This window comes from Kitasatospora sp. NPDC096128 (assembly GCF_040303105.1).
Lineage (GTDB): Bacteria > Actinomycetota > Actinomycetes > Streptomycetales > Streptomycetaceae > Kitasatospora.
The window spans coordinates 116,945-142,116 of the sequence record NZ_JBEOSP010000013.1; the positions used below are offsets into that span (position 1 = coordinate 116,945).

24 protein-coding genes, 1 tRNA gene and 1 pseudogene are annotated in these 25,172 nt (G+C 71.8%); 14 read left to right on the top strand and 12 right to left on the bottom strand.

Going from position 1 to position 25,172, the window contains the following annotated elements; genetic code table 11:
• The first annotated feature begins 55 nt into the window (after positions 1–55).
• From ABTY61_RS16865 to ABTY61_RS16890, 6 genes are all read left to right on the top strand, one after another.
• A complete protein-coding gene (locus tag ABTY61_RS16865; RefSeq protein ID WP_350505754.1) occupies positions 56–970 on the top strand; it encodes a ribosome-inactivating family protein in 915 nt (304 codons plus the stop codon).
• A gap of 237 nt (positions 971–1,207) precedes the next feature.
• Complete coding sequence (locus tag ABTY61_RS16870; RefSeq protein WP_350505755.1) at positions 1,208–4,069, top strand: ATP-binding protein; 2,862 nt, start codon at positions 1,208–1,210, stop codon at positions 4,067–4,069.
• A gap of 171 nt (positions 4,070–4,240) precedes the next feature.
• A complete protein-coding gene (locus ABTY61_RS16875; protein WP_350505756.1) occupies positions 4,241–5,482 on the top strand; it encodes an ABC transporter substrate-binding protein in 1,242 nt (413 codons plus the stop codon).
• Positions 5,454–6,392 carry a carbohydrate ABC transporter permease gene (locus tag ABTY61_RS16880; protein WP_502895337.1) on the top strand — a complete coding sequence of 313 codons (939 nt, stop codon included), beginning with the start codon at positions 5,454–5,456 and terminating at the stop codon, positions 6,390–6,392. The genes ABTY61_RS16875 and ABTY61_RS16880 overlap by 29 nt, the downstream gene beginning before the upstream one ends.
• The gene (locus ABTY61_RS16885) at positions 6,389–7,207 is read left to right on the top strand and encodes a carbohydrate ABC transporter permease (protein ID WP_350505758.1); all 819 of its coding nucleotides are present in this window, start codon (positions 6,389–6,391) and stop codon (positions 7,205–7,207) included. Before ABTY61_RS16880 ends, ABTY61_RS16885 begins: the two co-directional genes overlap by 4 nt.
• A 120-nt stretch (positions 7,208–7,327) precedes the next feature.
• Positions 7,328–8,287 carry an AraC-like ligand-binding domain-containing protein gene (locus tag ABTY61_RS16890; protein WP_350505759.1) on the top strand — a complete coding sequence of 320 codons (960 nt, stop codon included), beginning with the start codon at positions 7,328–7,330 and terminating at the stop codon, positions 8,285–8,287.
• Positions 8,288–8,452: 165 nt separating this feature from the next.
• Here ABTY61_RS16890 and ABTY61_RS16895 read toward each other — a convergent pair whose 3' ends face one another.
• Together ABTY61_RS16895 and ABTY61_RS16900 are read right to left on the bottom strand one after the other, a co-directional pair.
• A complete protein-coding gene (locus ABTY61_RS16895; protein ID WP_350505760.1) occupies positions 8,453–9,157 on the bottom strand; it encodes a YoaK family protein in 705 nt (234 codons plus the stop codon).
• 88 nt (positions 9,158–9,245) lie between these two features.
• Positions 9,246–11,123, bottom strand: a complete 1,878-nt coding sequence (locus tag ABTY61_RS16900) for an amidohydrolase (protein WP_350505829.1) — start codon at positions 11,121–11,123, stop codon at positions 9,246–9,248.
• Positions 11,124–11,496: 373 nt separating this feature from the next.
• Between ABTY61_RS16900 and ABTY61_RS16905 the strand changes: the two genes are divergently transcribed.
• From ABTY61_RS16905 to ABTY61_RS16920, 4 genes are all read left to right on the top strand, one after another.
• Positions 11,497–12,159, top strand: coding sequence for a hydrolase (locus ABTY61_RS16905; protein WP_350505761.1), 663 nt, complete (start codon positions 11,497–11,499; stop codon positions 12,157–12,159).
• Between the two features lie 29 nt (positions 12,160–12,188).
• Positions 12,189–12,671 (top strand): DoxX family protein, encoded by a 483-nt coding sequence (locus tag ABTY61_RS16910; RefSeq protein WP_350505762.1) that lies wholly within the window; start codon positions 12,189–12,191, stop codon positions 12,669–12,671.
• Positions 12,672–12,937: 266 nt separating this feature from the next.
• The gene (locus ABTY61_RS16915; protein ID WP_350505763.1) at positions 12,938–13,774 is read left to right on the top strand and encodes an alpha/beta fold hydrolase; all 837 of its coding nucleotides are present in this window, start codon (positions 12,938–12,940) and stop codon (positions 13,772–13,774) included.
• A 103-nt stretch (positions 13,775–13,877) separates the two neighbouring features.
• On the top strand, positions 13,878–14,801 hold the full coding sequence (locus tag ABTY61_RS16920) for a VOC family protein (RefSeq protein WP_350505764.1): 924 nt from the start codon (positions 13,878–13,880) through the stop codon (positions 14,799–14,801).
• A gap of 197 nt (positions 14,802–14,998) precedes the next feature.
• On the opposite strand, the gene ABTY61_RS16925 is transcribed toward ABTY61_RS16920, so the two are convergent.
• Positions 14,999–15,997 (bottom strand): alpha/beta hydrolase, encoded by a 999-nt coding sequence (locus ABTY61_RS16925; protein ID WP_350505765.1) that lies wholly within the window; start codon positions 15,995–15,997, stop codon positions 14,999–15,001.
• Between the two features lie 608 nt (positions 15,998–16,605).
• Here ABTY61_RS16925 and ABTY61_RS16930 point away from each other — a divergent pair.
• Together ABTY61_RS16930 and ABTY61_RS16935 are read left to right on the top strand one after the other, a co-directional pair.
• Positions 16,606–17,082 carry an SsgA family sporulation/cell division regulator gene (locus tag ABTY61_RS16930; protein ID WP_350505766.1) on the top strand — a complete coding sequence of 159 codons (477 nt, stop codon included), beginning with the start codon at positions 16,606–16,608 and terminating at the stop codon, positions 17,080–17,082.
• Between the two features lie 47 nt (positions 17,083–17,129).
• Positions 17,130–17,513 carry a GvpU-like protein gene (locus ABTY61_RS16935; RefSeq protein ID WP_350505767.1) on the top strand — a complete coding sequence of 128 codons (384 nt, stop codon included), beginning with the start codon at positions 17,130–17,132 and terminating at the stop codon, positions 17,511–17,513.
• 198 nt (positions 17,514–17,711) lie between these two features.
• On the opposite strand, the gene ABTY61_RS16940 is transcribed toward ABTY61_RS16935, so the two are convergent.
• Positions 17,712–17,876 (bottom strand): hypothetical protein, encoded by a 165-nt coding sequence (locus ABTY61_RS16940; protein WP_350505768.1) that lies wholly within the window; start codon positions 17,874–17,876, stop codon positions 17,712–17,714.
• Between the two features lie 36 nt (positions 17,877–17,912).
• Positions 17,913–18,116: a CsbD family protein gene (locus ABTY61_RS16945; protein WP_350505769.1), complete on the bottom strand. Its 204-nt coding sequence runs from the start codon at positions 18,114–18,116 to the stop codon at positions 17,913–17,915.
• 174 nt (positions 18,117–18,290) lie between these two features.
• Between ABTY61_RS16945 and ABTY61_RS16950 the strand changes: the two genes are divergently transcribed.
• Positions 18,291–18,364, top strand: a tRNA-Met gene (locus ABTY61_RS16950).
• Between the two features lie 529 nt (positions 18,365–18,893).
• Here the strand turns inward: ABTY61_RS16950 and ABTY61_RS16955 are convergent.
• From ABTY61_RS16955 to ABTY61_RS16975, 5 genes and pseudogenes are all read right to left on the bottom strand, one after another.
• Positions 18,894–20,507 (bottom strand): peptide chain release factor 3, encoded by a 1,614-nt coding sequence (locus ABTY61_RS16955; protein ID WP_350505770.1) that lies wholly within the window; start codon positions 20,505–20,507, stop codon positions 18,894–18,896.
• A complete protein-coding gene (locus ABTY61_RS16960) occupies positions 20,464–21,420 on the bottom strand; it encodes an aldehyde dehydrogenase family protein (protein ID WP_350505771.1) in 957 nt (318 codons plus the stop codon). The genes ABTY61_RS16955 and ABTY61_RS16960 overlap by 44 nt, the downstream gene beginning before the upstream one ends.
• Before the next feature lie 26 nt (positions 21,421–21,446).
• Positions 21,447–21,830: a hypothetical protein gene (locus tag ABTY61_RS16965; protein ID WP_350505772.1), complete on the bottom strand. Its 384-nt coding sequence runs from the start codon at positions 21,828–21,830 to the stop codon at positions 21,447–21,449.
• A gap of 318 nt (positions 21,831–22,148) precedes the next feature.
• On the bottom strand, positions 22,149–22,553 hold the full coding sequence (locus ABTY61_RS16970; RefSeq protein WP_350505830.1) for a flavin monoamine oxidase family protein: 405 nt from the start codon (positions 22,551–22,553) through the stop codon (positions 22,149–22,151).
• A 232-nt stretch (positions 22,554–22,785) separates the two neighbouring features.
• Positions 22,786–22,980, bottom strand: a pseudogene (locus tag ABTY61_RS16975) (FAD-dependent oxidoreductase); the annotation flags it as partial.
• A gap of 339 nt (positions 22,981–23,319) precedes the next feature.
• Here ABTY61_RS16975 and ABTY61_RS16980 point away from each other — a divergent pair.
• Entirely contained in the window at positions 23,320–24,555 is a 1,236-nt protein-coding gene (locus ABTY61_RS16980; protein WP_350505773.1) for a helix-turn-helix domain-containing protein, read from the top strand.
• 2 nt (positions 24,556–24,557) lie between these two features.
• Here ABTY61_RS16980 and ABTY61_RS16985 read toward each other — a convergent pair whose 3' ends face one another.
• Complete coding sequence (locus ABTY61_RS16985) at positions 24,558–24,719, bottom strand: hypothetical protein (protein ID WP_350505774.1); 162 nt, start codon at positions 24,717–24,719, stop codon at positions 24,558–24,560.
• A gap of 5 nt (positions 24,720–24,724) precedes the next feature.
• The gene (locus ABTY61_RS16990; protein WP_350505775.1) at positions 24,725–24,895 is read right to left on the bottom strand and encodes a hypothetical protein; all 171 of its coding nucleotides are present in this window, start codon (positions 24,893–24,895) and stop codon (positions 24,725–24,727) included.
• Positions 24,896–25,172 lie beyond the last annotated feature (277 nt).

Genomic DNA, 25,172 nt, shown 5'->3' on the forward strand with positions numbered 1-25,172 from the left:
CCGGCCGCAGTGATCGATCGAATCCCGCCCGGACCACCGTCATCCAAGAAGAACTGTGCTCAAGAAGATCTCCTCCGCGCTGCTGTCGATCTCAGCCGCCACCGCACTCCTCCTCCCGCTGGCCGGCACGGCCTCCGCGACGACCGTTCCGGACGTGAAATCGGCGGGGGTGAGCCAGGTCGGGCCGGCGTCCCCGAAGAGCGCGGCGGCGCAGTGGAACTGGCCGGTCATCGACTGGGACATCACCGACATCACGGCGGGCGGTGGCGAGCACGCGAGGCGCTACTGGGACGTGATCGATGCCATTCACCGCAGCAGCTACGGCAATCCGACCGGTTCCGACAGCGGGACCGTCCGGCAGACCACCGAGGACACCAACCAGCTGATCCAGGTGCGGGTGCGGAACCAGGGGCGCGACCTCGTCTCCGTCTACCTGTGGGCCGACAACCTGTACGTCGCGGGCTTCTACTCCCCTGCCGCCAACCACCATTGGGCCTTCCAGGACGGCCGCCAGGGGCAGTTCCAGAACGACCTGGGCGTACCGGTGCAGCTCATGCCGCGCAACGGCAGCTACCTCAGCCTCAACGGTGGAACCACGCGCGAGAACCTGCACCTCGGCGCCGAGAACATCTTCAACTCGCTCCGGGACCTCAACAACGTCGGGTCGTGGGACCAGACCCGCATCGACCGGGGCATGCTGATGGCCATCACCATCTTCTCGGAGGCCGCCCGCTTCGGACCGATCTTCAACCGCGTGCACGGGAACATCAACTCCTGGGCGGACAACCAGCTGAGCTCGGACTACCGCGACATGGAGAACCAGTGGGGAGCGCTCTCCCGGGCCGCCCACAGTTGGCGGACGAACCAGCAGGCCTCGGTGCGGCTGATCGGCACCAACGTCACGAACTTCGACCAGCTGCGGCGCGTGGTCGGCTTCGTGGAGCTCCACGGCTCGGAAGCCCGGCTGTAGGCCCCGCCCCGGACCGTCTCGACCCGTCTGCCGAGCCGCGCCGAGCGGCGCCCTGAGCGGCGCCCCGCCCACCCGGGCGGGGCGCCGCTCCCGCGTTCTGCCCCTGCCCTGCGCCAGTGCCCTGACCTGGACTGACGTAGTCTGGGTGCACGCAGAGAACAGTCACGGTGCGCCGAGAGTCATGTGCCCGGCAGCGCGTCGGCCGGCCCCCGGCACACGACCGGCGGGAGGGCGTCCATGACATCGGTGATCGACACGGCCGGGTCCCCGGACGGTGGGAGCCCGGTTCGCCGCCGGAGCCGGGCCGTCCCCACGGCCACCGTGCCCGGGCCGGGCGCTTCGGACGGTCAATCGGCGGGGTCGGGCGGCCCGCTGTCCCGTAGTGGCCTACGCGGCCGCGAGGCCGAGCTCGAGGAGCTGCAGGCGCTGATCTCCTCGGTGGCCCGCACCGGAAGCGGGAGGTTGGCCCTGGTCCGGGGGGAGCCGGGCATCGGCAAGACCTCACTGCTCGCCGAGGCCGTCTCCAGGGCCACCGCGGCGGGATTCTCGGTCAGCCTCGGCAAAGCCGACGAGCTGCACCACCTCGTGCCGCTCTCGTCGTTGGCGGCCTGCCTCCTGCACGGCGATCAGCCGCTGTTGTCCGGCGACGCCCTCGCCGGTGTCGACGGCCGTCACGATCGGCGGATCTGGCTGGTGGAGCGCCTGGCGGAGACGATCGAGGCCAGGGCCGGCCGCGTGCCGGTGCTGATCGCTCTGGACGACGTGCAGTGGGCTGATCAGCTGAGCCGGTTCGCCCTGCAGCACCTCCCGAGCCGCCTGCGGAGCTCGCCGGTCCTGTGGATACTGACCGGGCGACGGGAGCCCGCGGGCCCGGCGGAGGAGGTCCTCGCGGCCGCGACCGGCAACCTGCCGACGGCCACCGTGTCCTTGGGGCCCCTGTCCGGCGCGGCCATCGGTCAACTCGCCGACGACACCCTCGGAGCAGCGGTCGACGGGCGGGTGCGGGGCTTGCTCGACGGGGCCGGCGGGAACCCGTTCCTGGCGGTCGAGATGCTGGCCGGGCTGCGGACCGCCGACGCCTCGCAGGAGGCCGTGCCCTCCGGACTCGTGGTGGGTGTGCGCGGCCGGCTCAGCTCCCTGCGGCCCGGCACGCTGCGCTTCCTCCGGATGGGAGCGGTACTCGGCGGCAGGTTCGACTTCCACGACGCCGCCGCGCTCTGCGGCCGACCGACGGCCGCGCTGATCCCGGCGCTCGAGGAAGCGGTGCGCGCCGGACTCCTGGACGACGACGGTGACCACCTGGTCTTCCGGCACGATCTGCTGCGCCAGGCGGTCTACGCCGACATCCCGCCGTCGGCCCGGAAGGCGCTGCACCGCGAGGCCGCCCACCGCCTCGTCGCCGCGGGCCGGCAGCCGATCGACGCGGTGCCGCACATCCTCAGGGGGGCGCTGCCCGGGGACGAGGAAGCCGTGGCGCTGCTGCGGCGTGCGGTCGACGACGTGCTGACGGTCACACCGGGCCTGGCGGCCGACCTGATCACACGCGCTCTCGAACTGACGCCATCGGCAGGTCAGTTGAGGTTCGCGGTGGGCGAGCAGACGATCCTCTGTCTGACCCGGGCCGGCCGGAACCGCGAGGCGCTGGCGACGGGCGACCGGCTGTTGGCCGACCGGCCTTCGCTGGAGACGTTCGGTCGGCTGCAGGCCGCCCTCGGCGGGACGCTGTGGACCATGGATCTCGCCGGCGAACTGCGCCGCCGGGCCGAAACCGCTCTCGCCACCGGGGGCGCCGCCCCGGAGATCCGTGCACGGCTGGCCGCCCTGCGCGCGCTGGCCCTGTCCCGAGACCGTGACCTGGTCGCGGCGCGGGAGGCCGGCGAGAGCGCGCTGGATGCCGCTACCGCGATCGGTGACCGGGAGGCCCACATCCTGGCCCTGTCCGGGCTCGGCGAGATCGCGCTGAACGCGGGTGAGAGCGCGGTCGCGCTGGGGCGCTTCGCCGCGCTGAGCGCCATCGATCCCGCTTTTCTTCCCGAGGAGATCGTCGCGCACCTGCACGTGGACGACTTCGAGTCCAGCGGACGACTGCTCCTGCGAGCGGCGGACAAGGCCGGGGCGGTGCGTCAGGCCATGCTGATGTGGGCTCAGGGCCTACACGATCTGGGGCTCGGCCGGCTCGACGACGCCGATGCCGCCTTCGTGACCATGGAGCGCCTCGAAGACGAGGTACAGGTGCCCGTCCAGCAGGTGAACGGTCGGGTGATCCGCTCCCGGATCGCCCTGCTGCGCGGCGACCGGGAAGCAGCGCGAGAACACCTGCTGGCCGCCCGGGAAGGACTGGCGGTCAAACCGAACGCGGGCAACACGGCTGCGGTGCGCTTCCTGGAGGCGGTCCATGCCGAGGCCGACGGGGACGTCGGGCTCGCCGTCGACAGGATCCGCCACGTGCAGCAGGCAGGGCCCTTCATGCGGTGGCGGCTTCTGCGTGACTGGGTCGACTCCGCGATCCGCGTGTCCCTGCGCGGCGGGGAGCGCGAGCTCGCCGAGGACCTGGCCGCGCAGGCCGAGGCCCACGCCGAACGCAACCCTTCCGTACCGACCGCCACGGGCATCGCGGCGCAGGCCCGCGGACTCGTGCGCAACGATCCGGCCGTACTCGAACACTCCGTGGAACTGCTCAGGTCGAGCCCCCGCCCCCTGACCCGGGCCGCCGCCTACGCCGACCTCGGACAGGCACTCCTGCCGGCAGGACGGCGGAGTCGGGCGGTGACCGCGCTGACCCACGCGCGCCGCACGTTCGCCGAGTCGGGCGCCCACGCCGCGGCGGCACACCTCCAACGTGCTCTGGACAGTGCCGGGGCGGGCAGCCGCAGGGCGGCGACCGTGCAGCGCCCCGTCCAGGGCTGGGGCGCCCTCACGCCCTCGGAGAAGAAGGTCGCGCGCCTCATCGCCCAGGGCCGGACCAACCGGTCGGCCGCCGACGTGCTCGTCGTCTCCCCGCACACCGTCAACACCCACCTGGCGTCCGTCTTCCGCAAGCTGTCGATCGGCTCCCGGGTTCAGCTCGCCAACCTGGTCGCCTCCTTGCCCGAGGACTGAGCGGGGCCCGGCCACCGGGCACGCCGTGGGCACTCCCGGGGGTGTTTAATGTGCGTTCGAACGGAAGAGCCCGGTCGGTCCGATGAACGGCACCACCGGCGTCCACGCCGTCCCGCCCGTTCGCGAGCACCCAGTCACCACATCACCCAGTCACCCGGCAAAGGCAGCAGCATGACCTCACCGGCCAGACCGTCGGCACGGCGGATCGCCGCCCTCCTGACCGGGTTCCTCGTCCTGGCGCCGGCCGTCACCGGGTGCGGTGGCGGGCCGACCGGGGGCGAGGTCACCTCCATCACCGCGCTCGACTACTACACCGACGGAACCGAACACACCCAGTGGGGCGACATGCTCACCGAGTGCGGCAGGACCGTCGGGGTGCGGGTCGAGCAGACCAGCGTCCCGGGGGCCTCCCTCATCCCCAAGGTCCTGCAACAGGCGTCGTCGCGGACCCTCCCCGACCTGTTGATGCTCGACAACCCCGATCTGCAGCAGATCGCCCGGACCGGCGCGCTGACCCCGCTGGACGGCTACGGCATCGACGCCGGCGGCTTCGCCCGGGGAATCCTGTCGGCGGGCACCTACCAGGGACGGGTGTACGGGCTGGCACCCAACGTCAGCACCGTCGCCCTCATCTACAACAAGGACATGCTCACCGAGGCCGGTGTCGCCGTCCCGAGGACCTGGGACGAACTGAAGGCGGCCGCCGCCGCGCTGACCCGCCCCGGGCGCTACGGAATGGCCGTCGACGCGAACGCGACCTTCGAGGGCACCTGGCAGTTCCTGCCCTTCCTGTGGTCCAACGGCGGTGACGAGCGGCACCTGGACACCCCGCAGGCCGCACAGGCACTCCAGCTCTGGGTCGACCTGGTGAAGAGCGGATCCATGTCGAAGTCGGTGCTGAACTGGACGCAGGCCGATGTCCACGATCAGTTCGTCGCCGGAAGGACAGCCATGATGATCAACGGCCCATGGCGGATCCCGGCCCTGAACCAGGACGAGAACCTGCACTGGGGAGTGGCCCCCGTACCCGTCCCCCAGCCGGGACGGACCCCGGTCACACCGCTCGGGGGCGAGGTGTGGACGGTCCCGCAGAATCCGTCCAAGACCCGGCAGGAGAAGGCCGCCCGGGTTCTCGCCTGTCTGAACTCCCCCTCGAACATGCTCACCCTGGCCCAGGAGCACTACACCGTGCCCTCCCGCACCGCGGTGGCCGCGCAGCACGCCGAGGAGATCCCGTCGATGTCCGCCTTCGCGGAGAGCGTGGCAGCGGCGCGCGCCCGCACCGACGAGCTCGGCGTCGAGTGGCCCAGGGCGGCGACGGGAATCTACACCGCGATCCAGTCCGCGCTGACGGGTGAGCAGACACCGGAGGTAGCCCTCAGCCATGCGCAGCAGACCGCGACCGGCCGCTGACCCGTCGCCGGTTCGGCGCGGGGAGCGATGGGCACGGTGGATGTTCATCGCGCCCGCCGCCGCGTACCTGCTGCTGTTCTTCGGCTACCCGATCGTCGAGAACGTCGTGATGAGCTTCCAGCAGTACACGCTCACGACCTTCTACACCGGTGACGCACCGTTCGTGGGACTGCGGAACTACGAGACGATCCTCTCGTCGAGCCGCTTCCCCCGAACCCTGCTGACCACGGCCCTGTTCACGGTCGGCTCGGTCCTGGGGCAGTTCGCCGTCGGCCTGGCCTTCGCCCTGTTCTTCCAGCGCCGCTTCCCGCTCGGCGGCGTGCTGCGATCGCTCCTGCTGCTGCCGTGGCTGCTGCCGCTGGTGGCCTCCGGAACCACCTGGAAGTGGATGCTCGACCCCGACAGCGGAGTCGTCAACGCGGTGCTGCGCGGCCTCCACCTCTCGTCGTCCGGCGTCCCCTGGCTCACCGGCACCTCCCAGGCGCTGATGTCGGTGGTCCTCGTCAACATCTGGGTCGGAGTCCCCTTCAACACCGCGATCCTGTACGGCGGTCTGCGGGACATCCCCCCGCACCTGTACGAGGCGGCGAAGCTGGACGGCGCCGGCCCGCTGGCCTCGTTCCGCCACATCACCTGGCCACTGCTGCGGCCCGTGGTGAGCGTCGTGCTGGTGCTGGGCGTGGTCTACACGGTCAAAGTGCTGGACATCATCCTGGTGGTGACGGGCGGAGGGCCGGCGAACGCCACGGAGACCATCGCCACCCAGTCCTACGAACTCTCCTTCCGGCAGTACGACTTCGGGCGCGGTGCCGCGATGAGCAACCTCCTCGTCCTGCTCTCCCTGGTGTTCGCCCTCCGCTACCTGCGCGTCGGGCGACGCGCCCGGGCCGCCCGGGAGGCCACCCCGTGAAGCGCCCACCCGGCCGCGGCGGCCCACTGTCCACCCTCGTCGGGACAGCCCTGCTCGCGCTGATGCTGTTCCCCGTCTACTGGATGGTGAACGCCTCCCTCCAGCCGGCCGGCAACACCCTGCGGGGAGGGTGGCTCCCCCTCCATCCGGACCTCAGCGGATACGCCACCGCGCTGCGCGACCAGGGGCGCAACCTCGTCACCAGCCTCGTCGTGGCCCTCGGCAGCATGGCCCTCAGCCTCACGCTCGCCGCACCGGCGGCACACGCCCTGGCCCGGTTCCGCCTGCGCGGCACCGACCTCGTACTCCTCGGCGTCCTGACCGCCCAGACGGTGCCGAGCATCGTCGTGGCCGACGCGCTCTACGGCGCCTACAACGACCTGGGGCTGCTGAACTCCTGCCTCGGGCTGATCCTCGCCGACTCCACCACCGGAGTCCCCTTCGCGATCGTCATCCTGCACGCGTTCATGCGGAGCATCCCCGAGGAGGTCATCGAGGCCGCGCACGTGGACGGCGCCGGCCGGCTGCGCGTCTTCCGCTCCGTGGTCCTCCCGATGAGCCGCAACGCGTTGATCACGGCCGCCGTCTTCACCTTCCTCTTCGCCTGGAGCGACTTCCTCTTCGCCCTCACGCTGACCACCACCGAGACCGTCCGCCCGATCACCCTGGGCGTCTACCAGTACCTCGGCGCCCACACCAACCAGTGGAACGCCGTCATGGCCACCAGCGTCCTGGCGTCCGTCCCCGCCGCCGTCCTGCTCGTCGTCGCCCAGCGCCACGTCACCGGCGCCGTCGGCGGCGCGGCCCCCAAGTGAGGACCACCCCCGATCTAGTAGGTTCACGCGATGTCGCGCCGCGGGCCCGCTGGCATGGTGTTCCGGGAGGCCCCCCGGTGGACGGGGATACCGATGGCCGATCGACCCGAGAGGACCCCGGTGCCCGCAACTCTTCTCTCCACCGCGCGACTGTCCGCCGCCGACCGGGCCGAGAGCTGGCACGAGACGGTGTCCCGTGCCTTCGTGCCGTTGGCGGTGGACCTCCTGGAGGAGGTGCCGTCACCCGGGACGATCGTCGGCCATCAGCTCGGATCGGTGCGGATAACGAGGGTCCAGGCGGGGCCACAGGTGGTGACGCGCAGCAGGGGCATGATCGCCGCGGGGGGCGCGCCGTCGATCGTCCTCAGCCTGCAGCAGCGTGGTACCGCGATCAAGGAGCAGGACGGCAGGGAGTCCGTCATCCGGCCGGGCGAGTTCTCCCTCACCGATACGACCCGGGTCTACCGGAAGAGGATCGAGGAGAGGTTCGTCTTCACGTCCTTCCAGTTCCCCCGCGCGGAGTTGGACGTGTCGGAGCGGGACGTACGGGCACTGACCGCGACGTCGTTCAGCGGGACGGAGGGCAGCGCCGCGCTGGTGGCGACCTACCTCTCGCGGATGGCGCGCGAGGCGGAGAGCCTGGACGAGGCCGTCGGCCGCCGGGCCGCGGCCACGGCGCTCGACCTGCTGGCACTGCTCGTCGACGACCGGTCCGGGCGCTCCCAGCCGCAGGCTTCGCGGACGGCGGGCTCGCTGGAACGGGTCAAGGAGCACATCCTGCGCAACCTCCGCGATCCGGACCTGTCGCCGTCCACGATCGCCGAGGCGAACCTCATGTCGGTCCGCTTCCTGCACAAGCTCTTCCACCTCGAAGGCACCACGGTCGGCGGGTGGATCCGAAGGCAGCGACTGGAGCGTTGCAGCCGGGACCTCCTCCGCCCGGTGGCCGCGGAGCTCGGGGTGGCGGGGATCGCCCGGCGCTGGGGCTTCGCCAACTCCAGCCACTTCAGCCGCGCCTTCCGCGCGGCCTACGGCATGACGCCGAGTGACTGGCAGGTCGGCGGCAAGCCGACGGGATGACCCGCCACCGACCCCGGCCGACGCCCGGCCGGGGTTCCTCGATGCGATGGGTACCGGTCAGCGCTGGAGGGTGCGGGGCCCGGCCGCCACGGCAGTCGGTCACAGGCACCGGTCGCGGTGGGGGACTTGCCCGGTGGCGGAGCCGCAGGTTGCCGGGGTCGGCGATCAGGGCCCGGTCGGCGCCGACTCGCGGTAGAGCAGGGCAGTCGCACCCGCCAGGACGGCGCTGGCGGCCAGGGCCCAGGCGATCTGCCCGTGCAGGACCAGGACCGCCCCCGGCGCGGCGCCGGCGAGCATGGTGGCGACGGAGAGGACCTTCCGGCGCCGACGGGGGGCGGTGCCGCCGGCGAGGCGGGAGTCGGCGGCCAGGCCGGTGAGGGTGAGGGTGAGCACGGTGGTGGTGAGGTCCGGTATGCCCAGGCTCCGCACGGTGGCGTTGCGGATGCCCATCGCCAGGGCGAGCAGGGCGATCACCGGGTACTGCGCCGCCCCCTCGGGGCTCCGGACGAAGAGGACGACGGCGGCCGTGGCGTGCAGCACCGCTTCCAGGAGAAAGGCCGCCCGCAGTCGCGCCGGGCTCCGGACCGCGGTCTGTCGGGTCGCGAGCCGGCCGGCCAGTCCCGCGCCGAGGAGGAACGCGGCGAGGGAGGTGAGCGAGCCGGCGACGGAGAAGCCGGGTGCTCCGGCGAGGGCGAAGGCGATGACGACGACGTTGCCGGTCATGTTCGCGGTGAAGACGTGACCGAGGCCGAGGTAGCTGACGGCGTCGATCAGGCCGCTGACCAGGGTGAGGCCGAAGAGGGCCAGGGCCAGCGGGTGGCGGTCGTGGATCTGCGGTCCGGACGACTGCGGCGGCGGGGATGTGGTCACGACGGCTCCTCGTGCGGATAGGGGGGATACGGGCGGTGGGCACCGCCGGAGCTCGGGGGTGCCCACCCGCCGATGAGGTGGCTGAGCGTCAGAGGAAGCAGGGGTCCGTCGGCGCCTGGGGCTGCCCGGGGAGACCGAGGCCGCGGGCCGTACGCCAGGCGTGCTGCTCGCCGGACGCGGCCACGGCCTCCAGGACTCCCTCGGCCTGGTGGACGCCGGCCAGGCTGGGGGCGGGCGTCGCGTGGTAGCCGCCGAAGCGGGTGACCGGGCTCCAGGAGGGCGTCACCTCGGACAGTTCGGGGGCCAGCCCCTGGTGCTCCGCGGTGGCGTGGACGATGCGTCCGCCGACGACGGTGAGGACGGACTCGATGTGCGGGATGTCGGCCTCGGGCACGCTGAAGTAGTCGGCGCTGAGCAGCGCGAGGTCCGCGTGACTTCCCACCGTCAGACGGCCCTTGACGTCCTCCTCGCCGGTGAGGCGGGCGCCGCCGAGGGTGTAGAGCTCCAGGGCCTGTTCGCGGCTGAGCCGGTTGTGCCCGGCGGCCAGGCGGCGCCCGCTGACGGCCCGGCCGGAGACCAGCCAGTGCAGGGCGACCCAGGGGTTGTAGGAGGAGACCCGGGTGGCGTCGGTGCCGGCGGCCACGGTGAGGCCGCGGTCCAGCATGGCGCGCAGCGGCGGTGCCTCGGCGGCGGCCGGGGCGCCGTAGCGGGAGACGAAGGCCTCGCCCTGGAAGGACAGCCGGTTCTGGACGGAGACGGCGCCGCCGAGGGCCGCGATCCGGTCCAGGCTGTCGGGGCTGACGGTCTCGGCGTGGTCGAAGAGCCAGCGGTTGCCCTGGGGGAAGAGGCCTTCGGCGGCGAGCTTCTCGAAGACGGCGAGGTCGCGGCGGATGGTCTCGTCGTAGGTGGCGTGCAGCCTGAATCCCCAGCCGTTCTCCGTCAGCAGCCGGACGGCCTTCTCGAACTCCGTCTCGTAGGAGCCCAGTTGGGGCCGGGGTTCGGTGAAGTTCTCGAAGTCGGCGGCGGCCCAGGTGAGGTTCTCCCCCGCGCCGTTGAGGCGCAGCCACGCGTCGCCCTCGCCGGGGCGCACGGTGTTGACCCAGCGGGTGAGGTCGTCCAGTTCCTGCCCGGCGGTCTGCGGGAAGAGGTGGTAGGCGATGCGCAGGGTCAGCTCGCCGCGACGGGCGAGTTCCATGACGGTGCCGTAGTTCTCGGGGAAGCTCTGGAAGCCGCCGGCGGCGTCGATGGCGGAGGTGAGGCCGAAGCGGTTGAGCTCGCGCAGGAAGTGCCGGGTGGAGCCGATGCGGTCGGCCTCGTCCAGGGTCGGCGCCTTGGCGAGGGTGGAGTAGAGCAGCAGGGCGCCCGGGGCGGCGATCAGCAGGCCGGTGGGTTCGCCGTCGTGGCCGCGCACGATCTGGCCGCCGGCCGGGTCGGGGGTGTCCCGGGTGAAGCCGGCGGCCCGCAGTGCGGCCTTGTTGAGCAGGGCCGCCTGGTAGAGGTGCAGCACGAAGACGGGGGTGTCGGGGGCCGCCGCGTCGAGCTCGGCCAGGGTGGGCAGGCGCCGCTCGGCGAACTGGTCGGCGGACCAGCCGCCGACGACCCGCACCCACTGGCCGGGCGGGGTGCGCTCGGCCTGGAGCCTGAGCATCGCCAGGGCCTCACGCAGCGTCGGGACGCCGTCCCAGCGCAGCTCCATCACGTAGTTGAGGCCGCCGCGGATGACGTGCAGGTGCGCGTCGTTGAGCCCGGGCACGGCCCGGCGGCCGAGCGCGTCGACCACCCGGGTGCCGGGGCCGACCAGCGGGACGACGTCGGCGTCGCCGCCGACCGCCTGGATCCGACCGTCGCGCACGGCCACCGCCGTGGCCCGGGGGCGGCGCGGGTCGTTGGTGTGCACCTTGGCGTTGCGCACGACGAGGTCGGCGGGCAGGGCTGGGGCGCCGGGGCGGATCCCGGCGACGGGCATGGTGGACAACGAGGGGTCCCTTCGTACGGTGGTCTCGGCCCGACAGGGCCACCCGGCGAAACCTAGGCAACCGGTCCACGTTCGATGCACCCCGCCGCGCATCGCCAGTTGCCCTGCAGTGCACTGCGGTTGGCGCGCTCCGACGCACCGGACGACTGTGCGTTGTCAGAACAGCCCAGGGCACAGAACGATCAGAATCCCGGGCCGGCCGCCCGCTAACGTCGTTGGTGCGCCGCCCCGGCCGATCCCCGGGCACAGCGGCTGACGCAATGTCACCCACTCGTCTTCCCGGACGGATTCCCCCGCAGACCTTCCCCCCTTCGGCTGTCGATCCGCCGAAGGGGCCCCGTACCCCTCAGAAACGAGAAGAACCATGTTCGACATCACCGAGGTCCACGCCGCCCCGAGCCCCGACCTGCTCACCCCGGACAACGCGATGATGCTGTTCGTCGATCACCAGCCGCAGATGTTCTTCGGCACCGGCAGCGGTGACCGCACCTCCATCATCAACTCCACCGTCGGCCTGGCGAAGGCCGCGAAGATCTTCGACGTGCCGGTGGTGCTCTCCACCGTCGCCGCCGAGTCCTTCTCCGGGCCGATCCTCCCCCAGCTGCGGGCCGTCTTCCCCGACCAGGAGGTCGTCGACCGCACCAGCATGAACGCCTGGGAGGACGAGGCCCTGGTCGAGGCGGTCAAGGCCACCGGCCGCCGCAAGATCATCCTGTCCGGCCTGTGGACCGAGGTCTGCCTGGTCCTGCCGGCGCTCTCGGCGCTGGGCCAGGGCTACGAGGTGTACGTCGTCTCCGACGCCTCGGGTGGCGTCAGCCCGCAGGCTCACGAGCACGCCCTGCAGCGGATGACCGCGGCCGGCGCCGTGCCCGTCACCTGGGTGCAGGTGCTGCTGGAGCTCCAGCGCGACTGGGCCCGCACCGAGACCTACGTCGCCGTGACGGACCTGGTCAAGGAGTACGGCGGCGCCTACGGCCTGGGCATCGTCTACGCCCAGTCCATGATCGACCCGCACGCCGCCGGCTGACGGACCGCACTGAACCGACGGAGTCAGACATGAACACGGGCCTTCTCCTGCTACGCCTGGTCACCGGTCTGCTGATCGCCGGCCACGGCGTCCAGAAGGTCAGCTTCCACCTCGGTGGCGGCGGACTGGACGGCGGCACCGCCGAGTTCCGGGGCGACGGCTTCCGCGGCGGGAAGCTCACCGCCCTCGCCGCCGGCGGCACCCAGATCGGCGCCGGGCTGATGCTGGCCGCCGGACTGCTCACTCCGCTGGCCGGCGCGGGTGTCATGGGGGTGATGACCGTCGCCCTCACGGTCAAGTGGCCGCACGGGCTGTGGGTGCAGCACGACGGGTACGAGTTCCCGTTCGTCCTGATCGTCATCGGCGCGGCACTGACCGCCACCGGCCCCGGCCAGTGGTCGGCCGACGGCGCCCTCGGCCTGGCGCACTGGCCGCTGTGGTGGCTGCCCGTGGCCGTCCTCGCCGGCGTGGGCGGCGGTCTGGCCACCCGGCTCGCCTTGCACCGGACCTGACGGCGACGGCGGAACCCCCGATCGGCTCGGGCCCCTGGACACCCCCGTGTCCAGGGGCCCGAGCCTTTTCGTGCGCGGGGCCCGGTGGCTCAGGGGTGGGTCCGTGCGCCTCGGCGTGACCGACCGGGCGGCTCGGTGCGCGGCTTCGCCCGCCCACGGCGCTCCCGGGCGACGCGATGTGCGCTGAGAGACAAGCGGGCCGCGGACGACCGCCCTAGCGTGGGACGCGTCAACAGCGCACCCGCTACCCGAGAGGACCAAGTCCCATGCCGTTCATCACCGTTGGCCAGGAGAACTCCACCGCCATCGACCTCTACTACGAGGACCACGGCGCCGGTCAGCCGGTCGTCCTGATCCACGGCTTCCCGCTGGACGGGCGCTCCTGGGAGCGGCAGAGCGCCGCTCTGCTCGACGCCGGCTACCGGGTCATCACCTACGACCGCCGCGGCTTCGGCCAGTCCTCGCAGCCGACCACCGGCTACGACTACGACACCTTCGCCGCCGACCTGAACACCGTGCTGGAGACCCTGGACCTGCGGGACGCCGTGCTGGTCGGCTTCTCCATGGGCACCGGCGAGGTCGCCCGCTACGTGTCCACCTACGGCTCGGCCCGCGTCGCCAAGGTCGCCTTCCTGGCCTCCCTGGAGCCGTTCCTGCTCAAGACCGACGACAACCCCGACGGCGCCGCCCCGAAGGAGTTCTTCGACGGCATCGTCGCCGCCGTGAAGGCCGACCGCTACGCCTTCTACACCGGCTTCTTCAACGACTTCTACAACCTGGACGAGAACCTCGGCACCCGGATCAGCGAGGAGGCCGTCCGCAACAGCTGGAACACCGCGGCCTCCGGCGGCTCCTACGCCGCCTCGGCCGCCCCGACCACCTGGTACACGGACTTCCGCGCCGACATCCCGCGCATCGACGTTCCCGCGCTGATCCTGCACGGCACCGGCGACCGCACCCTGCCCGTCGACAACACCGCCCGCGTCTTCCACCGAGCCCTGCCCTCCGCCGAGTACGTGGAGATCGAGGGCGCGCCGCACGGCCTGCTGTGGACCCACGCCGAGGAGGTGAACACCGCACTGCTGGCCTTCCTCGCCAAGTGACCCGGTCGGCCGCGCGCCCCGTCCGCGGCCGCCCGTCCCCCGCCGGTGCCCGGTGCCCGCTCACGCGGGTGCCGGGCACCGACCCACGACCAGGAGGTCATCCGTGAAGCTTCGACTCACCCGGCTCGTCGTCCCGTTGGTGGCGGCGGCCGCCGCGCTGACGGTCGTCCCCGCCGCCTCGGCGGCCCAGAGCGCCCCGGCGAAGCGGCCGGGCTCGCACCAGCAGTTCTCCGTCGGCCCGCAGTACGACACCACCCACGTGTACGTGTCGCCGGGCAGCGAGCAGGCCTTCGTGGCCAGTTGGACGTCCACCTTCGGCGGCACCACGCTCGGGCCGGTCTCCACCCAGGTGACCCCGACGCCCAGCCGGACGCTGTCCGAGCTGATCGTGTCGCCGGTCGGCACGCTGTCGGTGTTCGACTACACCACGCCCGTCCCGTACCCGTTCGGCACCGAGCGCACCGGCTGGCTGGTGACCGACCTCGACCAGGCCGTCCGGGCCGCCCGCGCCGACGGCGCGGCCGTGACCGTGGCGCCCTTCGCCGACCCGATCGGCCGGGACGCCGTCGTCCAGTTCCCCGGCGGGATCAACACCCAGCTCTACGTCCACACCACCGCGCCGTCCTACCCGGCCCCGGCGAGCGTGCCGGAGAACCGGCTCTACCTGTCGCCGGACTCGGTCGGCGCGTTCCTCGACAGCTTCCTCGCCTTCACCCGGGGCCGCGTCGTCTCCGACGACCGGCGGGCCGACGGCGCCGCCATCGGCCTGCCCGGGACGACGTACCGGCTCATCCGCCTCACCTCCGGTTTCGGCGCCACCACGGTCGCGGTGACGGACGGCCACCTGCCGAGCCCCTTCGGCCGGGAGCTCACCGGCTACGGCGTGCCCGACCTCGGCGCCACCCTGGAGCGGGCCAGGACGGCCGGCGCCTCGGTGCTCCGGGGACCGGTCCGCGCGGGCGGCCGGGACAGCGCGATGGTGCAGTTCCCGGGCGGCTACATCGCGGAGCTCCACACCGACCGGTGACCGGGCTCCGCCGACCGGGCTCCGGTGCCCCGCGACCGGGCGGGCCCGCCCGGCGATACGGGCCCCGCCGCCGAAGCGGTCGGCGGCGGGGCCCGTATCGCGGAACCTCCCCGGGAGGACTCATGAGCCGGTCGTCGCGCCACGGCACGAGGCACCTCCGGCCCCGCGTCGCCCGCGGCCCCGCGTCGCCCAGCCCTTCAGCAGGACCGGCGGTGCAGGGCCATGTGCACGGTGTCGACGACCTGGATCAGCGCGGCCCGAGCGGTGCCGGTGGGGCAGTGCCCGGCAAGCAGCAGGAAGCCGTGCACCGTGCCCTGGTAGCGCGTTGCCACGACCGGCACGCCCGCGGCGCGGAGCCTGGCGGCGTAGGCCTCGCCCTCGTCCCGCAGCACGTCGGCCTCGGCGGTGACCACCAGCGCCGGGGGGAGCCCGACGAGTTCGTCCCGGGTTGCCCGCAGGGGGGCGGCGGTGGCCTCTCTCCGCAGGTGCGCCTCGGGCAGGTACTCGTCCCAGAAGCCGCGCATGTGGTCACGGTGCAGGAAGTACCCCGTCGCGAACCGGCGATAGGACGCGGTGTCGAAGTCCGCGTCGGTCACCGGGCACAGCAGTACCTGGTGCACGAATCGCACGTCCCCGCGCTGCTGCGCGAGCAGCGTCAGCGCCGCCACCACATTGGCCCCGGCGGAGTCGCCGACGGCGGCGATCCGGTCCCCTTCCAGGCCTATCTCGTGGCCGTGCGCCTGGATCCAACGGGCCACGGCGTAGCACTGTTCGAGGGCCACCGGGTAACGCGCCCCGGGCGCCGGGGAGTAGTCCACGTACACCACGGCAGCGTCCGTTCCCAGCGCGATGTCCTGGATCAGCCGGCCGTAGGAGGCGGCGTCGCCGAGCACCCAGCCGAGACCGCCGAGGAACAGCACCACGGGGATCGGCTCGGCGGCGCCGGCGGGTCTGGTCACCTGTACGTGCACCCGCCCGGTCGGTCCGCAGGGCAGGGCGAGCCACTCCGTCGTGGTGCCGTACGGATCGTCCGGCGCCGCCGGGCGGGACGCATCGGCGTCTCGTGTGTCGCCCGGGGTGAGGAAGGAGAGGTCCGGCGGTTCCGTCGCAGACCGACCCGCCCGGGCGTCCAGGAAGTCCTGGAGTTCCCGGTCGAGCACTGGTCGTCGGACGGGCGAGGGGGTGGGGTCGGACAACTCTTCGCTCCTGGCATGATCGGAAGGGCGCAGCGGCGCGAGACGTACCCTGGCGTGTCCTCGGTTCGAGCGTCGAGCGGACGGCCGGTCCACCCGCGCCACGAGGACGCCACGCAACCGTACTGCCGGGGTACCGGCCCGGGTTGTCTGATCGTGCACAGCTTCCGGCCCGGAAGGCCGGCCGTGAAATCCCTGTGCGGTAGGCCGGGTTGACGAGCCCCGTGAGACGAAGCCCGACGAAGACCGGGCCGCCCCCGGCCGGCCGGCCCCTGGCCGCCGGACATCGCGCGCATGACAGGAATGGGCGCCTGTCCCCGCCTGTTCGTCGGACGGACGCGATGCGCGGATCGTCATGCCGCGATGCACCGGCGGAACATCCACGCCGTCGCCGTGTCCCTACCCTGGAACGCGACCCGCCTCCCCCTGTTCCGGCAGCTCTCAGGGCCCGAGGCGGGAGAAGCGCACCGCCATCGGCATTCACGCATCGGCACATCGGCGCATCCACGCCCCCATCGGACACCGCGCCCCGCCGGCAACGAACCCGGACGGCCGCCACCACCGGCAACCCGGTACCGGCGCCCGCCCCGCCACCGACCAGGAGAACCCCCATGCCCGCCCCCCACCCGCTGCCCAGCTCCCAGCCCCACCCCCAGGCCACCGGCGCCGACCTCGTCCTCCGCGCCCGTCTCGTCCTCGGCGAGCACGAGACCGTCGACGTTCCCGTGCGCCTCGGGTACCGCAGCGACGACCCGCTCGCCGTCGCCCTCGAATTCCTCGGCCCCGCGGCCGAGGCAGGCACCTGGCGGTTCTCCCGGGACCTCCTCTGGGAGGGACTCCAGAAGCCCGCCGGCCTCGGCGACGTCCGCATCTGGCCACCCTGCACCTGCCACGGCCGCACGTCCCTACGCATCATGCTCCAGGGACGGGACGGCACCGTCCTCCTCGACCTCCCGCCCCGGCAGGTCAGGCGCTGGCTGCGCCGCGAGAGCTTCGCCCTGGTGCCCCAGGGGTCGGAAGCAGCCTGGATCGACTGGGACACCGCGCTGGAGGGTCTGGCCGGCCGACGTCCGGGCGCCACCGGGTGACCCCCGGTGACCCCCGGTGACCCCCGGGGCGCACTATCCTCTGGTTCATGTCGAACCCTGATGGGCTGCTCGTCGACATCGCCGCGATGGTGGAGTCCGAGCGCAGCAACAAGATGCCCTTGACCGTGGTCGTCCCGGGGGCGGTCATCACCGGCCGGCTGGCGCCGGAGAGCCTGTGGAACGAACGGGTGGCCGAAGTCCTCGCCGCCTCCGAGCACTTGAAGTCCTTCGCCGCGCTGTTCGCGGCACCTGCCACCGGCGACGGCGACGACGGGGCGCCGCCTGCCGCGCGGCCGACGCATCTGCATCTGCATGTCGCCCGCATCCTGCAGGGCAGCTACGGTCTGCCCCACACCGGGGGCATGTACCGCATCGCCATCGCCGACATCAGCAGCTGGACGGTGGGGGACCTCAGCTATTCCGACCAGTGAGACCCCGTCCAGGACGGGTTCGCCGACGCTGCGGCACCGCAGTCATGATCGATCCCACCGTCGAGGGCCGCGGTGACCCCCCTTCCTCACGCCGGTCAGGCGGGGCGGTCACCGGCCGCCCAAGGGCGCCTGTGGGGCGGGAGAGCCGTGGGAGCCGACCCGCCCCCGCGGGACCGGGCCGGCGGGGCGGCGTCGCTCCTACCGGCGCGCGCCTCGCCCACGGCCCAGGCGCACACCCCCGAACACCAGGCCGGCGACGAACAGCACGGCGCCGATGACGAGCAGCCACAGCAGGCCCTTCACCAGGGCGCCGACGAAGCCGAACACCACCGCGATGAGCAGGATGAACAGGAACAGTGCCATGCCGTTGTCCTCCTTCTTCGGCCCGAACGCTCTGTGTCAGTCCTTGCGCTTGAGTGCGCCCTTCACCCGGTCGGCGGCGCCCTGCACGGCCTCCTTGACGTCGTCGGCGGCCTGCCTGACCTTCGACTCCGCCTGGTCGGCCTGACCCTCGCCCTTGAGTTCCTGGTCTCCGGTCAGGTCGCCGGCCTTCTCCTTCGCCTTGCCGGTCAGTTCCTGTGCCTTGTTCGACAGGTCACCCATCGGTTCCTCCAGTGGTCCGCCGGCGGTGCGGTGGCACCGCCTGTTCGTCGGCTTTTGCCCGATATCAGGGCTTTCATTCCTCCTTCGGTGTGGGTGACCGCAGGCAGTTTCTCGACGGCCGCGGAATTGAGATTTCGTCCTGTGCGGGCTGTGCCGTAGAGTCGGGGTCACCGACGCGGGGTGGAGCAGCTCGGTAGCTCGCTGGGCTCATAACCCAGAGGTCGCAGGTTCAAATCCTGTCCCCGCTACTTCGCAACAAGGCCGGGCCCGTCGCACTGTGTGCGACGGGCCCGGCCTTCGTGTTGGTTCGGTCGGCGGTCGATGGCGGTGTCGACCTCGATTCGTCAGCGGTGAGCAGGTCGTGATCATCCTGGCGTCCTGCCCGTATGGCCACGTCGACGGAGCACCGGGCACTCACCTGCCGACGCGAACCCCTCGACCGGACGCTGCCCTGGAACCAGCTCCATCTCCCGCACGTGCTGCGGGAGTTCGAGGATCACTGCAGAACCCACCGCCCACATCACGCACTCCACCGGGACGCGTCGCCGTCACCACGGCCCGTCCCGATCGCCGGTACCGGGCGGATCGCCCGGCCGGACGTCCGAGGACGCGACCGTCTCGGCGGCACCCTCCACGAGTACCGACATGCCGCATGACCTGTACGGACACACGTGTCGGCACCCGCAGGGGCGGCGCGCGCCGGAAGACCTCCGGCAGGGGCCGCACCACGCGCCGTCCGCCGTGCCAAGCGGCGCCGCCGTACCGAGGGGTCGGCGATCAGTCCGCCGTGGCGATCAGCGGCTGGAGCAGGATGTCGGGGTGGGCGCGCTGGAAGGCGTTCAGCTGCCACTTGTCCGCGAACAAGGCCAGCAGCGCGTTGTCCGAGCGGCGGGTGAGCACCTCGCCGTTGGTCAGGCGGGCCTTGGCCAGGGCTGCGGCGCCGTCGGCGTCGGTGATCCGGGCCAAGCGGTAGGAGAGCTGGTCGAGGGCGATCGGGGAGGAGAACTCGTGCTCCATCCGGTGCAGGATCACGTCGAACTGCATCGGGCCGACCGCAGCCATGACCGGAGCCTGGTCGCCACGCCGGTCGGAGACCAGCACCTGGATCACGCCTTCCTCATCGAGTTGGGAGACCCCCTTGCGGAACTGCTTGGAACGGCTGATGTCCTTGGGCCGTGCCACCGCGAAGTACTCGGGGGCGAAGGCGGGCAGCGGGGGAAACTCGGTCTTCTTGCCGGCGAAGAGGGTGTCGCCGACCCTCAGCGCGCTCGCGTTGATCAGGCCGACCACGTCGCCGGGGTACGCGGTGTCGACCACGGTGCGCTCGGCTCCGAACACGGTGTGGGCGTACTTGGTGGCGAACGAGCGGCCGCTGGCCGCCCGGGTGACGTGCATGCCGCGCTCGAAGACGCCGGAGCAGACCCGGACGAAGGCGATCCGGTCGCGATGGGCCGGGTCCATGTTCGCCTGGATCTTGAACACCAGGCCGGAGAACTCCTCGCCGAGCTCGCGGCTGCCGCCCTTGGCCAGCGGGCGGGGCCCGGGAGCCGGAGCGAGGTCGACCACGGCGTCCAGCAGGAGCTTCACACCGATGTTGGTCAGCGCGGCGCCGAAGAAGACCGGGCTGATCTTGCCGGCCTCGAAGGCCTCCTGGTCGTAGCCGGGGCCGGAGGAGAGCACCAGCTCGAGCTCCTCCAGCGCGGTCGTCCAGGCTTCGCCCTCCTGCTCGGCAGCCTCCTCGGAGGTGAGCTGCTCCTCGAGGGCGGCGTGCGTGCCGGCCGGCACCTTGGTGTAGCGCAGCATCTGCTCGGTGTTCCCCGCTTCGACCAGGCCGCGCAGGTTGCCCGCGTTGCCGACGGGCCAGACGACCGGGACGGGGGTGATCCCGAGGTGCGTCTCGATGTCCTCGAGCAGGGTGAGTGCATCCCGGCCACGCCGGTCCCACTTGTTGATGAAGGTGATCACGGGGACGCCGCGATGGCGGCAGACCGCGAAGAGCTTGCGGGTCTGCTCCTCCAGGCCCTTGGCCGCGTCGACCAGCATGATCGCGCAGTCGACGGCGGCCAGCACCCGGTAGGTGTCCTCGGAGAAGTCGGCGTGGCCGGGGGTGTCGACCAGGTTCATCACGTGGCCGCGATGGCCGAACTGCAGGGCGGCCGAGGTCACCGAGATGCCGCGCTCGCGTTCCAACTCCATCCAGTCGCTGGTCACGCCGCGTCGGTCACCCTTGGCGTGCACCGCACCGGCAGAAGTGATCGCCCGCGCGTGCAGCGCCAGCGCCTCGGTGAGCGTGGACTTGCCCGCGTCCGGATGGCTGATCACGGCGAAGGTCCGTCGGCGGCCGGCCTCACGAAGGACCTGCAGGACGGGGACGGACTGTTCGGTGCTCACGTGTTTCCTCCGGTACGCATCGGCAGCAGGCCGGGTGATGCCTCTCCGTACCTGGTGAGCCCGGGATCAGGTCCACGGGCCCAGGAAGTGATAATAGGCTGCCGGACGGCGTGGCCCCGAAAGTCCAGGAGTCGAAGCCGGCCGAGCCGGACGTCAGAACCTTCTCAGGAGCTGGTCGAGGGCCTCGGCCGTCGGCGGTCGTGTGCGCCGTGCTGAGGAAGACCTTGCCGGACGGCATGAACAGGAAGCCTTGACGCAGCATCCCTTCGAGGATCACGGTCCAGAGCCCCCCGGTTCCGTGGAGCCCGGTGGCCCCGCCGGCAGGGACGTACTGGAGGAGCGAGCCGACCCGGTTGAACCGGCCGAAGTCGGGACGGGAGCCGAGAGCGCCACCGACGAGGGCTTCGAACTCGGACGAGGTCTGTTCGAGCTGCTCGTAGACCGCGGGATCGGCCAGGACGCGCATCGTCGCCTCGACGGCTGCCGGTGCGATCGGGTTGGCGTTGAAGGTTCCGGCGTGCAACACGCCGATCGGTCGGCGGCGGACGAGAGCGGTGCCCTCTCCCCCGAGGAGCTCGATCGGCTCGTCGGCGAGGAACTCCTCCGCGTTCTCGGCGCAGTACCGGTAGATGGAGGCGCTGAACTCGACCTCCGCGACGGCCTGGTCCAGCGGCTTGCCCATCTCCCGGTGGATGATCCCGGCGAGCTGCGCGCTGCGCTCCTCGTGCAGGTCGGCGACGGTGCTCAACAGCCAGGCGCGCTGGGCGACGGAGGTCTGCCCCGACCAGTGCGGGTAGGCCTTCGCCGCCGCGTCGAGCGCCCCGTCGACGGCCTCGTCCGTCGCGGTGGGGTACTCCTTGACCACCGTGCCGTCGGCGGGGTCCACCACCGCGTACACGCGCCTCTTCGCCATCCTGACTCCTTCGTCGTGTTCGGGGTTCATGCGGGGGCTCCGACTGCGCGGGCCGGGTTTGCGTCCAAGGCGGCGGTGCGGTCGTGCAGCACGCGGTAGGCGCGGAAGTAGACGAATATCTGGGTGCCCCACGTGGCCAGCGCGGCGGTGTAGAAGACCGTGCGGTTCGCGTCGTCGAACGGCGGGGGGAAGAAGTCGTAGGTCAACGCGATGGCGGCACCGGCGGCCGTGACCAGTGCCGTCGCGGCCGCCGGCCACCTCGCGCCTGCCTGCCAGAGCCGCTTGACGAAGTACCCGAGGAAGACCGCCGTGAGGAGATTGACGGCGACGTAGAACACGGCGACCGAGAACGCGGTGCGGTCGGTGTGGAGGTCCGCGCCGTGGAACGGCCGGAGGAACAGGCCGGCCACGACCGCGGCTCCGGAACACGGCGATGTCGACGCCTCGGCTCGGTCTGTAGCGATGGGTGACCATCATCAGACCCATGATCAGGATGACCGTGATGCCGACGGACCTGGAGAAGGCGTCGAAGAAGTAGGCCACGTCGTACAGGACGCTGCCCGGGTCGGCGCCCAGCAGCGACCAGACCAGGAAGTTGCTGCCCGACGTCGCGACCACCATCGTCTCGAGACCGAGGAGGTAGTTGCCGTACCGGCGGATGAACGTCCAGCCGTAGAAGTAGCCGGCGAAGATCATCCACAGGTCGGCCAGCAGGAACAGCGCCACCTTCATCTCGACGCCCCCTCTCGCACGTCGCGGGACAGGAGCGCGGCGACGTTCTCGGCGGTGCGCCAACCCGTCAGAACCGCGCCGTTCATGGTGCCGGCCCACTCACCGGCGGTTTCGGTGCCGGCCCAGTGGATGCGCCCGTGGGGCTCGGTGAGCGCCCGGCCGTAGCTCACGGTCGTGTGGGGGCCGGCGACCGGGTGGGGGCCGCCCGGGGCGAACGGCTCCGCTCCCCAGCGGTGGTCCAGGTAGTCGATCGGGGTGCTGGCCTGCGGACCGTAGAGGTCGACGAGTTGCCGGACGACCAGGTCGCGTCGGGTATCCGAAGTCCTCCTGCCCGGGGAAACGGGGAGAGAAGCCCTCGTCGTACCGGTAGTAGCCGGTGGCGGCGAACACCCAGCCGGCACGGATGGTGCTGGTCCCGGTCCCTCCGCCGGCGGGGCCGGCCGTCTCGACCGTGAGGGTCCACCGCCCGTCGTCCGAGGACCATTCGGCCCGGACGACCCGGTGGCGCAGCCTGATCAGGGGCTCCAGCCGGTTCTCCTCGACCGTCTCCCGGAGGTAGTCCCGGATCAGCGGCGCGTCGGCGATCGCGGCTTCGTGGCGCCACGGCTTGAACTCGTAGCCGAAGGTGTGGAGGTCCGAGTCCAAGCGGATGCCCGGGTAGCGGAAGAGGTCCCAGGTGCCGCCGATGTTGTCGCGCCCCTCGAGCACGAGCAGGGACTTGCCGGGGAGTTCACGGCTGAGATGGCTCGCCGCACCGATTCCGGAGATGCCCGCTCCGATGATGACCACGTCGAACTCCTCGACGGCGTCAAGCACCTCAGTTGTCATGGCGTTTCCTCGCTGTTCCCGGGGTGGTGACCTCACTGTCGCCAGCCACGGCCGTGGGCGGGAACGACAGCGCGCACCCGCTTTGCACCGGGCCAGGTGCACCGTGCACAAGCCGGCCCGGCAGCGCCGATCGGGGCGGTCGTCGACGGCCGCGGGGCCCACGGCCACGGTCTCGCCGGCTCGTCGAGCGGCCGGGCAACCGGGGACCTCTCCGAAGCGGTCGGCCGCGCCGCGGCCCTTGTGGCGGCCTCACCGGCGTGATAGAGGTTTGCGACGTTTACTGCCACTGAACACCCGCCACAACCACCGGGTCCCCACGCCCACGGGAGTGCTTCAGATATGGACGAGCTGTGGCCCCCGCCCTCCCTTGAGGTCGCCGACGCGATCAGGTCCTTGTGCCAGCGCCTGTTGACGGAGACGGACGCCATGGTCGACGCCGTCGCAAGGCCCTCTCTGGTGGCCCAGAACGATCCTGCCCTCCTCGCGGACGCATCCCTGGTCGAGGAGGACCGCGAGCTCAACCGCTCCGATCTCGTCCAATGGCTGACAGCGAACATCCAGCAGCCGGGGCGGCGGGTGGAGCCCTACGTCGGCCCGAGGGCTACGGCGTACATCAACGATCTCGTCTCCCGTGGCATCGCGCCCGACTTCGCCGGAGCCTGGCGTGTGGCACTGGGGATCGGATGGCGGCGGTGGCTGGAGGAGTGCGCGGCGCACTGCACCGACCGTGACCTCCTGGTGGGCGTCCTGGACGTGTCGGCGAAGTCGCTGGTGCAGTACGCCCTCGACTCGGTTCTGGCCCTGCGCGAAGCCGGCCTCGCCGCTGCGATGGGCAACGCGGACGCTGAGGCGATCGCACTGATCCAGCTGATCGCCAGCGGGGCGCCGATGGCGGAGGATCTCGCCGAGGGGCACCTGCACTACCGGATGGCGCGCTGGCACATCGGCCTGGTGCTGTGGATTGATGACCCCCGGCAGGTCGACGCCCTGGACGAAGCCATCGCGGCCGTGCACTCCGCCGCTGCGGGTCGAAGCGCGCTGGTGGCGCGTGCCAGCGCCACGTCGCGTTGGATCTGGCTCTCGGGGGCAGCTGTCCCGGACCTTCACCATGTGGAGAAGGTCATGGCGACGGCTGGCGGCGTTCGAGGGGCGGTAGGAAGGCCCGGACGTGGGCTCGAAGGGTTCAGGTCCAGCCATCAGGACGCTCTCGCGGCGCAGGCGCTGGCCATCCGGCTGGGGTCCGACCGGCAGTTCATCGCCTACGCCGACGTCGATCTGATCGACGCGCTCACCAAGGATCGTGCCGGCGCACGCCGCTTCGTCATCAACACCCTCGGTCCGCTGGTCGACGCCGACACGGCGCTACGGCAGGCACTCCTCACCTACGTGCAGTGCGGCTTCAACACCACCCGGGCGGCCGCCAACCTCTACGCGCACCGGAACACCGTCGAGCGGCGGGTCTCGCGCGCGAACCAGCTCTCCGCGGTCAAGGTGGAGGACAACCCCACCCACGTGGCGGCGGCGCTCCTCGTGCTGGACATCGCGCCTGACATCGTCGCCACCGGTTCGAGCTGAACTCACAGCACGGGGTCGATGAGGTGCTCGAGCTTCCTGAACCGGTGAAGGGCCGGGAGAGCGAGCATGGTGGCGGCCGGCAGGGCCGCGAATGCGATCGCAGGGCGGGTGACGAACAGTCCGACTGCCGTCGCCAGCAGTACTCCTCCCAGATTGCCCGCCATCCAGATCAGCGTGCGCTCGGGTCGATGCCGAGGGTGCGGCGGATCCGTGGTTCGTTCCGGCCAGAGCGCAGCAGCACCGCCGCGACGGCGGGCAGGTCCCCCGGCCTCAGGTCGGCCCGCTCGCCGTGCCGGAGCCGGACCGGCATGCCGACGGGCAGGCTCCGGAACGCCTTCACCTGCTTGAGCAGGGCGCGGCGCTCGGGCCCGCTTCCAAGGTCGCCGCTTCCTGATCCTGTGCCCCCTTACGGCCTCCGCGACGGGTTGGTTCACGTCCGAGTCGTACTTTCCCGGCGGGCGCGGCCCGTCGGTCTCCCCGACCACAGACGGCGGACGAACCGGGCTGCGAGGTCTGCTGCGGACGGCCCGAAAGTCGCTGACGCCGGGTTGAACCTCAGCGAGCGGTCAGCCGTAAACGCGGTCGGTCCGGCCGGATCCCACGGTGAGGATCCCGGC